General features: G+C 56.4%; 9 protein-coding genes. 1 reads left to right on the forward strand and 8 read right to left on the reverse strand.

The features are described 5' to 3' along the window. Window positions 1-41: 41 nt before the first annotated feature. A complete protein-coding gene (locus tag ACFQZG_RS13170) occupies window positions 42-911 on the reverse strand; it encodes a helix-turn-helix transcriptional regulator (RefSeq protein ID WP_378153165.1) in 870 nt (289 codons plus the stop codon). Between the two features lie 126 nt (window positions 912-1,037). Here ACFQZG_RS13170 and ACFQZG_RS13175 point away from each other — a divergent pair, with 126 nt between their 5' ends. After that, window positions 1,038-2,636 carry an alpha-amylase family protein gene (locus tag ACFQZG_RS13175; RefSeq protein WP_378153167.1) on the forward strand — a complete coding sequence of 533 codons (1,599 nt, stop codon included), beginning with the start codon at window positions 1,038-1,040 and terminating at the stop codon, window positions 2,634-2,636. A gap of 52 nt (window positions 2,637-2,688) precedes the next feature. Here ACFQZG_RS13175 and rbsK read toward each other — a convergent pair whose 3' ends face one another. The 7 genes from rbsK to ACFQZG_RS13210 all read right to left on the reverse strand — a co-directional run bounded on the left by rbsK (window position 2,689) and on the right by ACFQZG_RS13210 (window position 13,644). Beyond that, complete coding sequence (rbsK, locus tag ACFQZG_RS13180; protein ID WP_378153169.1) at window positions 2,689-3,612, reverse strand: ribokinase; 924 nt, start codon at window positions 3,610-3,612, stop codon at window positions 2,689-2,691. 95 nt (window positions 3,613-3,707) lie between these two features. After that, a complete protein-coding gene (locus ACFQZG_RS13185; protein ID WP_378153171.1) occupies window positions 3,708-4,682 on the reverse strand; it encodes an aldo/keto reductase family protein in 975 nt (324 codons plus the stop codon). A 156-nt stretch (window positions 4,683-4,838) separates the two neighbouring features. Continuing rightward, the gene (locus ACFQZG_RS13190; RefSeq protein ID WP_378153173.1) at window positions 4,839-5,876 is read right to left on the reverse strand and encodes a Gfo/Idh/MocA family protein; all 1,038 of its coding nucleotides are present in this window, start codon (window positions 5,874-5,876) and stop codon (window positions 4,839-4,841) included. A gap of 321 nt (window positions 5,877-6,197) precedes the next feature. Then, window positions 6,198-10,094 (reverse strand): OmpL47-type beta-barrel domain-containing protein, encoded by a 3,897-nt coding sequence (locus tag ACFQZG_RS13195; protein ID WP_378153175.1) that lies wholly within the window; start codon window positions 10,092-10,094, stop codon window positions 6,198-6,200. A 280-nt stretch (window positions 10,095-10,374) separates the two neighbouring features. Further along, window positions 10,375-11,205, reverse strand: coding sequence for a carbohydrate ABC transporter permease (locus ACFQZG_RS13200; RefSeq protein ID WP_378153177.1), 831 nt, complete (start codon window positions 11,203-11,205; stop codon window positions 10,375-10,377). Between the two features lie 13 nt (window positions 11,206-11,218). Continuing rightward, entirely contained in the window at window positions 11,219-12,109 is an 891-nt protein-coding gene (locus ACFQZG_RS13205; protein ID WP_378153179.1) for a carbohydrate ABC transporter permease, read from the reverse strand. A 98-nt stretch (window positions 12,110-12,207) separates the two neighbouring features. Further along, window positions 12,208-13,644, reverse strand: coding sequence for an ABC transporter substrate-binding protein (locus tag ACFQZG_RS13210; protein WP_378153181.1), 1,437 nt, complete (start codon window positions 13,642-13,644; stop codon window positions 12,208-12,210). Between the last annotated feature and the right edge of the window lie 82 nt (window positions 13,645-13,726).

The following is a 13,726-nucleotide window of genomic DNA, read 5'->3' on the forward strand; positions in this document are numbered from 1 at the left end:
GCCCTCTTTTCTTATCGAGTCGTAATGACGTATTCGGCGAATTATAGCTTGCTGTGCTTCCGTCGATACCCCGTCGGAGAGGAGCCCTTCTTCCGTTGGAACACCCTGTTGAAGGTGCTGAGCGAATGAAAGCCGGTTTCGGGGGCGATATCGCCGATTTTCAAATCCGTCGCGGTCAACAATGCGCAGGCATGGCGTAAACGAACGTCCTGCAAATAATCGGTGAAATGCTGGCCGGTATGCTGCTTGAACAATACGCTCAGATAGGAGTCGTTATAATGGTAAAGCCGGGACAGCTCCGAAAGGGTTAGCTCCTCTTTGAAGTGATGCTCGATATGACGGATCACGTTCCAAAAGTTAGATGAGCGTTTCGAAGGATTCGTCGCTTCGGAGCCTGTAGCAGCCGATGCCATGCGCGCGCGATCGAACGAGATCATAAGCTCCAACAGTTTGCAGCGAATGCTTACGAATTTCCACGGATCGTCGCGATCCAATTCCTCTTGAATGCTCCGGAACAGGTTATCCGCGACCGTTCTCGCCTCTCCGTTAAGCAACACGTTGGATGGGAGCTCCGGGTAAGCCAGCAGGAGTCCCTCCATGCCTTGACCGTCTTCCGAAGGACCCGCGAACAGATTCGGCGACATGCCGCAATGCAGCAAAGTTAAGGTCGAATCCGGATCCGGACGGATTTCATGATATTGATGGGGCAACAAGAAGGTGAAGGAGCCCGGCTCCAGCCGAAACTCCGCGCCGTTAATGATTTCCACGCCGCGACCTTCGCTGACGTACGAGATTTCGAGAAAATCGTGCCTGTGGCTTTCTACCTTGGAGGAGAGGCACGACCTTTGCACGGAAAACGGAAACCGCTTATCCATGTTCGTGTAATATTGCAAATACAAAGGAAATGCCACGAGATTACACGCTCCTTCGAATGCCAACGAGATAAGAAAAAGTTCCAATGAGTTGCGTAGTTCATGCGACCGATTGTCTCTATGATTCTATTATAAGTTGCGCGACCTTCAAGGGGGAATGGCAGAATGATCGATCTCGATGTGACCAGGATACAAGATACCGTTTGGATAGAGACCGATAGCGGTTGGATCCTGCTCGAACAAACCGAAGATGCCTGGACGGGCGAAGGCTTACGATTGTATTGTACCCGAGATGACGACGCATTGCGTATATCAATTGCCGCGCCCCATGCCGAAGTCAAGAGAATTAAGCTGATATGGCGCCATGGCATCCAAGGCCGAATTTCCGTATACGGCGACCATTGGGAACGAGGCTACGGCGATCTGGAATGGCGCGGCATCGTGCCGGAACGAATCATGCCTTGGTATGCCATGATTCATGACGGCAACGAAACGGTCGGAATCGGCGTTAGAACCGGCGGCAACTCCTTCTGCCATTGGCAACTGAACGAACGTTCGGCTACGTTGATCGCCGATGTTCGATGCGGCCCCGCGGGCGTGCGGCTAGGAGACCGGGTGTTGCAGGTCGCCGACGTCGTACAATACCGTAGCCGCGAAGACGAAACGCCGTTCTACGCCGCGAAGTCTTTCGCGAAGCGTATGTGCGCAACGCCGCTGCTGCCCGCCCTGCCCGTCTATGGCGGGAATAACTGGTATTGCCGCTTCGGCGATATCGACCCTCAAGATGTTATCGAGGATGCGAAGTTTCTGGCCGGCTTGGCGGACGGGTTAACCAACCGGCCTTACATGGTCATCGATGACGGTTGGCAGCTTCACAGCGGAGACAATGGATACAACGGCGGACCATGGGTCGGAAACCGCAAGTTCCCGGATATGGCCAAGCTCGCCAAAGAAATAGAGGAAGCCGGGGCTATTCCGGGCATCTGGATCCGTCCGTTATTAACGAGGGAGTCGGTACCGGCAACCTGGACGAACGATATGGAATCGGGAGCCATTCTGGACCCGAGCATCCCGGAAGTGCTCGCGCACATCGGGAATATGTTCCGTACGTTGAACCGGTGGGGCTATCGGTTAATCAAACACGATTTCTCGACTTTCGATTTACTCGGACTATGGGGCCCGGATATTAAGGGAAACGCGGCCGCGTATCCATTTGCCGACCGCACTAGAACGTCCGCCGAGATCATCAAGCAGCTCTACCAAACGATCAAAGACGCATCGGGAGACAGCTTGATCATGGGCTGCAATACCATCAGCCATCTAGCCGCGGGACTGGTGCATATCCAGCGTACCGGGGACGATACGAGCGGCGCAGGCTGGGAACGGACGCGCAGAATGGGCATCAATACGTTGGCATTCCGCATGCACCAGCACGATACCTTCTATAGCCACGACGCGGATTGCGTGGCGATAACTCCCGGAACGCCGTGGCCTTATGCCGCTCAATGGCTTGACCTTGTCAGCCGCAGCGGAACGCCGTTGTTCCTATCGGTCAAGCCGGGAACGTTAACCGACGAGCAACTCCTTGCCGTCCAAGCCGCGTTCCGAATCGCTTCCGAACCGCAGATCGACGCCGTTCCGCTGGACTGGCTGAACACGACTTGCCCCGCGACATGGCAATACGACGATCAAGTTGTCGCCTATGATTGGTATGCGGATGAGGGAATTCGAACCATCGACCGCGATAATGTATGGTGGGTATAAGAGCAAGGGCACTCGCGAAATCGCGAGTGCCCTTGTTACGTGTCCGCGTCGGTTATGCGCGCGACTGCAAGAACCGATCGATCTGCTCCCTCGTCGGAATCGAAGCTTGCGCGCCTTCTCCCGTAACGGCGATGGCCGCGGCCGCGGAAGCGAAGCGCAAGCCTTCCGGAATCGCGCGGCCTTCCGCCAGCGAGCTGGCGAACGCTCCGATGAAGGTGTCCCCCGCGGCGGTCGTGTCGACGGCTTCGACTCGGAACGCCGGGCAAGAGACGGCGGCGCTCCCGGCCGCCTTATAGAGACAGCCCTTGGAGCCTAGCGTCAAGATGACCGACTGAATGCCGGCGTCTAACAAGCTATCGATAGCGGCCTCCGCGCCGAGCGAATCGTCGCCGATCGGCATACCGGTTATGACTTCGATCTCGGTTTCGTTCAAGATGAGAGTATGGATATACGGATAGACGTCGGCGGGTATCTTCATCGCCGGAGCCGGATTATACAACACCCGCGCGCCTTGCGAGCAGGCCCTCTTCATGACTTCGCGATTCGTCTCCCACGGAATCTCGTTCTGCAGCAGCACGATATCGACGGCATGCAGAACGTTCAAGCTCTCCACGCGATCATCGAGCCGAACTTGGCGATTCGCCCCGGCCGATAGAATGATGCTGTTCTCGCCCGACTCGTCTACCGTAATGAAGGCGATACCGGAGTTTCCCGGCACGCGCGACACCTGTTCCGCGTTCACGCCACTATCGGCCAGAGACGCGATCAACTCGGAAGAGAACGCATCCTCTCCGACCGCGCCGACCATCATCGTCGTTCCGCCGGAACGAGCGGCGGCGACGGCTTGATTCGCCCCTTTGCCTCCGGGATAATACTTGGTCGACAATCCATGGATCGTCTCCCCGGGCAACGGGTGCTTCTTGACCTCGTTGACGATATCCATATTGATGCTGCCGACGACTACGATATTCTTCATCTCTATCCCCCCTTCTATCTATTTAAATCGAATACGGCGAAGCGATCAAGCCGGAAAAACCGGCCGTCGAATATCCGGTCACGAAGGATTATGGACTATCGCAAAGGAGCGAAGCCTTCCAACCGCCCCAATAGCTCGTCGATCCGCGCAAGCGCATCGGGCGACAGCTTGACGCCGGACGCCCGGACGTTCTCTTCGATCTGCGAAGGCTTCGTGGCGCCGATCAGCGCGGAGCTGACTCCCTCCTGGCGCAGCACCCATGCGAGCGCGAGCTGGGATAGCGTCAGGCCCAGATCGCCCGCAATATCGTTCAGCCGTTGGACGACTTCCAGCACGTCGTCGCGGAAGTAGCTCTTGATAACGCCGTTAACCGATTCGTTCGCCCCTCTGCTGTCCGCGGGATATGCTTGTCCGGGCTTGTACTTGCCTGTCAGCACGCCCTGCGCGAGCGGGGAGAATACGATCTGCCCGAGCCCTTCCTTAGTGCTTAGAGGAAGCACTTCACGTTCGATGTATCGCTCGAACAAGTTGTAGATCGGCTGATTCGAGATGAGCGGACGAAGTCCCAATCTTCTCGTGATGCCCGCCGCATCGGCGATCTGCGCCGCGCTCCATTCGCTGACCGCCGCATAGAGGACCTTCCCTTGGCTCGTCAGGTCGTCCAGCGCCCGAAGCGTCTCTTCGACCGGCGTCTCGGCATCGTACCGGTGACAGAAGTAAATATCGATATAGTCGACGCCCAGCCGGCGCAAGCTCGCCTCGCACTGCTCCATGATATGCTTGCGCGACAATCCCCGGTCGTTAGGTCCTTCCCCCATCGGAAAATACACTTTGGTCGACAGCACGTAGCTAGACCGGCTGAATTGCTTCAGTACGGCGCCCATTGCTTTCTCGCCTTCGCCGCTATTGTAAGCGTTCGACGTATCGAAGAAATTAATGCCGTTCTCGTAAGCCGAGCGAATGCAGGCGTCCGCCGCCTCCTTCTCCGCCGCGGTGCCGTACGTCAGCCAACTGCCCAATCCGATCTCGCTCACTTTGAGTCCGCTGTTGCCTACGCGTCTATATTGCATCCTTATCCTTCTCCTATCGTCCGCTAGAATAACAAGAGTATAGGCGGATAACGCGATTCTCTCAATAAATGAAACGGCGTAAAACTAACCTTTCGTGCGATCCGAACGAGAAAAAACCTTGATGCCCGATCGCGTCGTGACATCAAGGTTCTCCTCTTACAACTGAATTTCACGGCCTCGCTCAGCCGATTCGTATATCGCGCATAGAATCTTGATCATATCTACGCCATGCTCCGGCGTAATGGTCGGCTTCTCGCGACCGAGCACGCACTCGACGAAATGCCGGATATTCGCCGTATGCTGGGGAATCGAAGCGTTCGGGAACTTCGGCTGTTGATCGATCAGCACCCCTTCCTTCTCGGTAAAGAGGCTCAGCTTGTCGTTCACCAGGCTGAATCCGCCTTCGGTGCCTCTCCACTCCAGGAACTTCTTCTCTTCTTCAATATTCGAAGCCCAACTGAATTCGATCTGCAACGATGCTCCGTTATCGAACCGGATGAATCCCGCCGCCAAATCTTCCACGTCGAACGTACCCTTCGGAATGTTGCCGTCGGCGTCCGGTCTGTCCGCGAACTTGCGATAGGTCGATCCCGATACGGTTACCGGTTTCGGGTTTCCGCTTAGCCACATCGCCATATCGATCATATGGACGCCAAGGTCGATAAGCGGGCCGCCGCCGGACAATTCCTTCGTCGTGAACCAGCCGCCGCGCCCCGGTATGCCTCTGCGGCGAATCCAACCGCAACGCCCCATGTACAAGTCTCCGAGCTCGCCTTTCTCGATCAGCTTCTTCGCGAATTGCGCCTCCTCGGTGAATCTGTTATTGCGCATCGTCATGAGCAATTTGCCGGACTCGCGGGCGATGTCGGCCATTTTCTGCGCCTCTACCGGATTAACAGCGTCCGGCTTCTCGCAGAATACGTGCTTGCCCTTGCGCAACGCCGCGATCGCGATTTCCGAATGGAACAGGTTCGGGGTACTGATGCCGACAATATCGATCGAAGGATCGTCCAACAGCTCGACGTAGCTATCGTATACCCTCGCTTCGGGGAAATCCTTCGCTACCGCTTCGGCGGAAGCCTTGAAGGAATCGCAGAACGCGATGACCTCCACTTCCTTATGCGATAACCATCCCGGCAAATGCGCTCCCTTGAATATGCCGCCCGTACCGATTACGCCTACTTTCAATGTCATGAAAGAATCTCCCTATCGTCGTGTATTCAGGTGCGAACACAACTATTAATATCCTTAATTATAGGCAATAATACCGCCTCTTTCGATTGCCCGTTCGCTTCAGTTATTACTCTATTCTGTCCTTTGAAATTTCAAGTTAAGTAAATCAAAGTTGAAGTATTACTCGATTATGATCAAAACCGCGGGATTTGCCCCGCGGTATTGATATCGTCATATAGCGCCCCAGCCGCACTCACGGCGCGGCGTAGAGATGATACACGCCGAATACGTACTAGTCGCTCTCCGGCGCGAGCCCGAGCTTGATCGTCATGTCATGTAAGGTCATTTCCCGGATTGGTCATGAGGAACGGTAACTGTCGCGGTGCCGTTCGTCCGGTTACCCGCACGGTCGGTGGCCGTGTACGTGATCGTATAGATCCGGCCCTTCACGGCTTTCAGCGAGAAGGATGTCGCATCGGTGCCGATCCGCGCGTCGATGTCTCCTATCGCCTCAGGGACGTTGCTGACGATCGAAGTCAAGATCACGGAGTCGAGACCCGAGCCTCCCGCGTCGTTGGCGTTCACGGTTGCGTTTACTATCGCCATCTTCTTGTTAGGCGGCCAAATCTCGGTCCGGTCGAGCAGCAGGCTCAGCGTAGGCGCGGTCTTGTCGATCGAGACCGCGAGAGACTGGATCGGCTCCTCGTTGCCCGCTTGGTCGACGGAGCGATACTCGAGCAGATTGCTGCCTTCCTGACTAATCAGAATCGGACCTGAATAAGTCGCCCAGTTCTCTCCGCCGTTAAGCCGATATTCCGTTCGCTCCACGCCGGATTCCTGATCCTCCGCGGTCAGAGCGACTTCCGCGTTCGAAGCGAGCCAGCCGCCCTCCGGAGCTTGCGGCGTTATCGCCGCCGCCGTGACCGGATGCTCGGCATCGGTCGTCTCTCCTTCGATCTGAACGTCCAAGCTGGAGATGACGGCCTTGACCGGGAGCTTGCCCGCGCCGGAGAACAGGCCGATGCCCGCGAGGAAGCCGCCTCCGTCGAACTCGACGGTCGTCGATCCGATCGTCGCCCACTGTTCGTCCTTGTAGTAGAAGCCGGTGACGGTACCGCCCTCTTTGACCAATCTCATCCGAAAAGGCGCCTCGATGCTCTTGCCGGCGTAATCCAACGCCAACCCCGTCGCGGAACCCCAATATTTCTGTTGGGCCGGAGGTTTCTGCGCATCGAGGATGCTCTCCTCGTTGCGGAATACGAACCGCAGCACCTTGCCGGTGCCGTCCGTGCGGAAGTGAACGTGCTTGGAATCGTCGGCGTCTTGCGCCCGGATCATGAGCCCGACGGAAGCCGGATCGCCAGCGCCGAGCGAGTCGATCGTCGCGGTCAGCGTCACCTTCGCGTTCGGGTTGTTCAAAGCATAGCTTCGACTAAGATAGACGAAGTCATCGGACGTATTCCACACGTTGTCACCCGCGCCGACGAGGGAGATCGTGCCGTTCTCCTCGGTCGCGAAGCCTCTTCCGTTCGTGCCGTACGTTCGGACGGACCATCCGTTCACGTCCTGCGGAGCCCCTTGCGGGAATACGGTAACGACCTGCGTATCCGCCTTGGTCACGCCGCCGAGCGTCGCCAGCGCTGTAATCGTGACCTGCCCCGGCGCGAGCGCCGTGAACGAGGCGGCGGCATTCGCCACGCCGTCGATGCTCAGTACGCTGGAATCGCTTGAGGTGAACGAGATGTCCGCGGCGGACAAGTCGGCCGCCAGATCGTTCTGCAGCGTGCCGGTAATCGGCAGCGTTCCTTGGCCGCCGACCGTATACACCGGATTCGGCGCTTCGATCCGGACTTCCTTCAGCATGGACAAGTCGACGCCGGGATCGAACGCCGTCGCCTCGATAAGTCCGGTATCGTCCGCGTAAGAGATGCCTTGGGCATTGCCGGACTTGTAGATTCGGACTCGCGCGTCCGTATTCGCCATGCCCGTGCGGAACGGGATCTCGATCTTCGTATAGGCCGTGCTGTCGGTAGACGTATCGATCGCCGTGCCGCCGTAATTCAACACGCCGACGACGATTCTCTCGTTGGTCGTATTCGGAGCGTTCATGACCCACGCCACGAACTTGTAGTCCGTATTCGGCTTAAGCCCCGTCACCTTCTGCTCAACCCCGCCGCCGGGAGCCAGCTTCAAGCGCCTGCTCTTGCCTCTGAATTCTTGAGGGGGAGAATTAGGAACGTCGACGACGCTATTGGCGGCGTTGGTCGACCACAGCAGCCATCCGTTCGTACCGTTCTCGAATCCGTTGTTCTTAACGAGATTCATATACGGCGTATTCACAGACGTATACGAAACATTCGGAGGATTGTTCAAATCCGCTCCGGCCGTCCAGCCCGCGCCGCCGAATTCGTACGCGCCGGCGTCAGGGGCCGTGCCGGCGTAACCGTCCGTAATGCCGGGAATGACGGCTCCCGAGTTGATGGCCGTAGAACCGGCCGTCAGGCGGTAATCGCCGCCCGCCTCGTCGGCGAATCCAACGCCGGAGCCGGTCAGGATATTGAAGCCGCTCGACGCGTCGCTCGTGAGCGAGACGCTGCCCGTGAAGATATTGTTGTACGCCCGCGTCCCGAATAGCTCCTGGCTGTAGGGCGCGGTGCCCCAGTACCCGATGCTGGTCAGATCGTTGTTCGCGACCGTGTTGTTGTAGATGAGCCGGTAATTGCCCGGCGTGTTCAACTGAATGCCGACGTTGTTGTTGTAGATGACGTTATGATGCACGACGGCGTTATTGGCGAAGTTGTCGAAGTACAACCCCACGCTCATGTCCGTGCCTCTGCTGTCGTGGATCAAGTTATGGGCTATCTCGCTGTTGCCCATGTCCGTTCCCCAACTGTAGATCAACGCGCCGTCCCGCGACAGCCACATGCCGCCCGAGATGTCGTTGTACTGTATCTTGGCGCTGCCGGTTCTCCAGTAGAGGTTATAACGCCCGGAATTGTAAATGTCGTTGTGGCTGATTAAGTTCTCCGCGCCGCTCGTCAGCTTGATGAGCGGATCGTAGGAGGCCATGTAGCTGCCGTCGTGGACGATGTTGTTCACGATCCGGTTGTTGGATCCGTCGATATTGATCAGCGTGCCCGAGGAGTAGGCGATCTCGCTGTTCTTGATCTCATTGTTGTTGCCCGAGACGTTGATTCCGTTCGTTAGCTGGTGCTGAACGGAGGTGCCGTGGGACTCGGTCGAGGTATACAGATACCGCGCTTCGATCCGGTCGAGAACGTTGTTGCTCGCGCCGTTGTCGACATGGATGCTTCCGCCGACCGTCTTGATCCCGGTAAGGCGAATGTACGATAAGCCGCCCAGGTCGAAGACGGTCAGCCGCTTCTTCGCTTCGATACCGGCCGGAACGCCTCCGCCCGGAGCCCAGAGATACGCCTTCCCTGCGTTGCCGTCGACGTACCATTCGTTCGGGGCGTCCAGCTCTCCGAGGACGCCGCTTAAGTAGAAGGTCGTGCCCGCCTCGGGGTCCATGTAATCGAAGCTGTTCGGGATCGGGTCGAAAGTCAGCGTACGGCTCGCCAGATCGTAGCCGGTCACCTTGGCCGATTGCGCGACGTAGGCGTCCCCTCCCCGCTCCCAGAGCGTAGCTCCCGTCCAATATCCGCTCGGCTCCGTCAACGCGGCGCTGACGAGTGTCGTCGCCGAACCGCCAGTCGCGGTCGCAACGCCCTGTTGAAGCGCTTGCAAGTTATGGGCTCCGATATTGGGCCAGCGAGCTTCCCACAGCGGCGAAATCCCGCCGCTTCCGATCGCCAGAAACTGATTCTGTTCCTTGAGATCCCAGCCCAGGTCGGCGACGTAGATCGAACCGGCATACGGCGCCCAACCGCCGATCGGTTCCATGCCGCTAACCGTGACGTCCGCGCCGGGAGCCGCCGCGAACGTAATCGGCTGGCCGGCCGAACCGCTGCGCGCCGGCTTGACCGTCTCCCGGTAGGTTCCCGACTCGATGAGACAGGTGTCTCCCGGCTGCGCGACTTGCGCGCAATAGGCAATCGTTCTGAAAGGGGTGCTTGCGGATCCGTCAGCGGAGTCGCTTCCCGCCGTCGCGACATGATAGGTCGTGCCCGCCGCGTACGCCGTAGGCGCCGCGGGCAAGGCCACCGTAAGCAATGCCGCAACCATAATAAGACACCAAATCCCTCCCGACATTCTCGACACTCTCGAATTCTTGAACAAGCGAAAACCTCCTCATAAAGGAATAATGGGCTAAGCCACGCTATCCACTCTATCAGGAAGACGCCGGATCGGAAGTGCAAAATCCATACTTTTCGGCATTCCGGCGTTCCACGATGCATACTTATCTGAATTTTCTGTTAGGGTTCGACCGATTGCATGATCCGGTCATCCTTGGGGATCGTGCCGAACCGTTTCTTTTATATTTTCGCACAATAAAACAAGGACGAGGTTGCTCTACCCCGTCCCTTATAATTCGATCATGTCGGATTTCGATTGAAGCTTAGCCTTTAACCGCACCGAGCGTGATCCCTTTGGTGAAATATTTACCGAACATGACGAACAGCGCAATCAGCGGCAGCGTCGCCAGCACGGCGCCCGCCATCGCGATTCCGTAATCGTTATGGAACTCCTGCGCCTTCTGCACGACGCGGATTCCTACCGGCAACGTGAACATGCTTTTATCCGTCAAGACGAGCAGTTGCCACACGTAGTCGTTCCACGTATTGACGAATGTGAATATCGCCAATACGGCGAGTCCCGGCTTGGCCAACGGCAGGATGACGCGAGCATAGATGCGGAATTCGCTGGCTCCGTCTATCCGGGCAGCCTCGATGAGCGCCGTCGGCAGCGTCTGCATAAATTGACGAAGCAGAAACACTCCGAATGGCCAAGCGACGACCGGCAAGATCGCCGCCGCGTACGTATTAATCAGATGAAACTTATTCATCATTTGAAACAGGGGAATGAACATTACGGCGTGAGGAAGCGTCAATGCGCCCAGCATGACCGCGAATATGGCGTTGCCAGCCCGAAAGCCCACCTTGGCGATCGCATAAGCTGCCATTGAGCTTAATACGAGCACGAGCGTCGTCGAAGCAGCCGCGACAAGGGTGCTGTTGAGAAACCAGCGCGCAACCTGATGTTCGACGAACAACGTCCGGTAGTTGCTCCACGTCGGCGATAGCGGCACCCACTGCGGCGGAATCTCGATGGCGACGGTCAAATTCTTGAACGAACCCGCCAGCATCCAATAGAACGGCCATAGGAAGAATACCGTTCCTAAAGCCAGCAGGCCGTTGCCGACCCAATGTCGTCTCGTTGTTTGATCCATAGGAACGTTCTCCTTAATATTCGATATCCGTCTTCATCAGCCGAAATTGGAGCAAGGCGATCGAGGTGATGATGAGGCACAGTATGATCCCCATCGCGTTCGCCGCGCCGAAGTTCATGTTGATGAAAGCTTCGCGGTAAATCAGCATTAGCATCGTTGTTGTCTTATAAGCGGGTCCGCCGCCCGTCATTAATAGAATGATCGTAAAAATTTGAAAGGACGCGATCGTCGACGTGACGAGCACGTACAACAGGCTAGGCTTCAGTAACGGTAGCGTAATGCGCCACAGCGTGCGTCCTGGCGAAGCGCCGTCGATCGATGCCGATTCGTAGATTTCGCGTGGGATGCCGTTTAATCCGGCAGAAAGTACGACAATCGCTGCTCCGACAGAAATCGTAACGACGATCAAGGCGAGCGCGTATACGCCGAAATCGATGCCCAGCCAGTTGACCGGCGCGAGACCGACCGACTTCAATGCGTAGTTGGCAAATCCGAATTGGTTGTTATAGATGTATTCCCAGACCATCGCCAGACTAACGACGGACGTTACCGCCGGCACGTAGAAAACCGCCTTGTAGAACGACTGCGCGCGATTCGAGAATCTATTAATCGTCAGAGAGACGGCGAGCGCTATCAAGGTTTGGGTCGGAACGATCAATACGACGAACCACAACGTCGTCCGAACAGCTCGCAGGAATACGGAGTCGGATAAGATCGCGGCGTAATTGCCGAAACCGTTCCAGTAATAGGACGTATAGTCAAAGCCGTACAGACTGGACTTGAACGCCTGTAAAATCGGATAAACGACGAATGTCAGAAAGACGAGCAGCATCGGTGACACGAACAGCCACCCCGTCAATTCCCGTCGTCCGCGCATGGTCAGCTTATTTGTTTTGGCGGTCATGTAACCGCTCCTTTCTTGCGGGATATAGCGTATTTCGGGCAAGGAAAAGACCGGGCGACAAACCGCGTTTACTGCCCGGCCTTCCGACTTCCATGAGCTTACTTTTTGTATTTTTTAATAATGTCGTTAAACTTTCCGGATATCGTATCGATCGTAGCTTTCGGCGTCGTGTCGTCGTCAATGAACAGACGCTGCATCTCTGGATACATTGCGGCGCGCATTTCCGGGAAACCCTTGACCTTCGTCAGCGGATCGATTAAAGGCCATTCGCCGACTTGTCCGAGCAGTTTGGACAAAAACTGCCATTCCGGGTCTTCGTTCGTCCACGACGGAGCATCGCCGATCGTCTTCATTTGTTTCAGGCCGTTAAAGTAAATATCCGTTTTATTAATCGCCCATTCGAAGAAAATTTTCGACCATTTGACCTCATCCGCATTCTCTTTCTTGAACACCGTGCCGTAGCCGAGCGAAAGCTTGATGCCGGACTTTCCTTTCGTTTCGGACGGGAAGTTGACGAACATATAGTCGAACGGTTCTTTGATGCTGCCGTCCGCGATTTTGGACTTGATCGTCTGAACGACGGCGGGAGCGGCGACGATAATCCCATTCTTCCCTTGGAAGAAATAGTCGTTGGCATTCGTTGTCGACAGCGTTTCCGGGTTCGGAGCGACGAGTCCTTCGTCCACAAGCGAACGGAAAAACGCAAGCACCTCTTCGGATTTCGGGTCGGCGGCCGCCGTATATTCGGTGTAATCTTCGTTAAATAGCTTAACCCCGTGCGTCATCATCGTGTTGTTGTATAGTTCGTCACCCTGTTCGTTCATTGCGTACATCGTGAATCCGTACGTGCCCGTCGACGGATCGGCCACGGCTTGAAGCGCCTTCTTGAACTCGTCGAGCGTCCAAGTCCGGAGTTCGTCCTGCGGCAACAAATCGAGCGCGCCTTTGGCTTCCCACAGGCTCTTGTTTACCAGCATCGTGACCGGGACGGCCGCTAGCGGCATAATGACGATCTGATCGTTAAGCGAAACGAACTTCATCAAATCGGGTTTGGAACGAACGCCCTTCAGGTCTTCAGGCGTAAGAATGTCGTCCAACGGCTCGACGACTCCCAATTGAGCCAGCGGCAATATTCGGTTGGCGACGTCGAACAGCAGGTTAGGCAACGTGTTCGAAGCCGTGGCTACCGACACTTTCTCTTGAATACCGTCGAAAGGCACCAGCTCGACGTTGATCTTAACGTTCGGATACAGCTTGTTGAATTCGGGAATCAAGTCTTGGGCGATCCATTCGCCCGGCTTCTCGCCGTCCTTCAGAATACCGTTAGGCGTCGCCCAAAGCGTTAATTCCGCGGACTCGTTCGGATCTACGCCAGAAGCGGCCGATGCCGCCGGCGACGAGGAACTAACCGGCGTGCTTTCCTTCGCGCTTGCCGCCGCGTTCTCGTTTCCGTTGTCGTTGTTGCCGCATGCGGAGAGTACCACTGTTACGATTAAAAATAGGCTAAGCATCATACCCGTAAAACGTTTGCTCAATTCCGCCACCCCTTTGATCGATTAGTTTTGCACCTTAACGGTAACAGCCGTTTCGAGCATTCAAAAAGGTAAAATTGTTTAG

It is taken from the genome of Cohnella sp. GCM10027633, from assembly GCF_042675445.1.
Lineage (GTDB): Bacteria > Bacillota > Bacilli > Paenibacillales > Paenibacillaceae > Cohnella.

What these genes read in the sequence shown, in the direction of transcription:
- ACFQZG_RS13175 (WP_378153167.1), top strand. Translation starts at nt 1,038, where the DNA reads ATGATCGATCTCGATGTGACCAGGATACAAGATACCGTTTGGATAGAG.
- rbsK (WP_378153169.1), bottom strand. Translation starts at nt 3,612, where the DNA reads ATGAAGAATATCGTAGTCGTCGGCAGCATCAATATGGATATCGTCAAC.
- ACFQZG_RS13185 (WP_378153171.1), bottom strand. Translation starts at nt 4,682, where the DNA reads ATGCAATATAGACGCGTAGGCAACAGCGGACTCAAAGTGAGCGAGATC.
- ACFQZG_RS13190 (WP_378153173.1), bottom strand. Translation starts at nt 5,876, where the DNA reads ATGACATTGAAAGTAGGCGTAATCGGTACGGGCGGCATATTCAAGGGA.
- ACFQZG_RS13200 (WP_378153177.1), bottom strand. Translation starts at nt 11,205, where the DNA reads ATGGATCAAACAACGAGACGACATTGGGTCGGCAACGGCCTGCTGGCT.
- ACFQZG_RS13205 (WP_378153179.1), bottom strand. Translation starts at nt 12,109, where the DNA reads ATGACCGCCAAAACAAATAAGCTGACCATGCGCGGACGACGGGAATTG.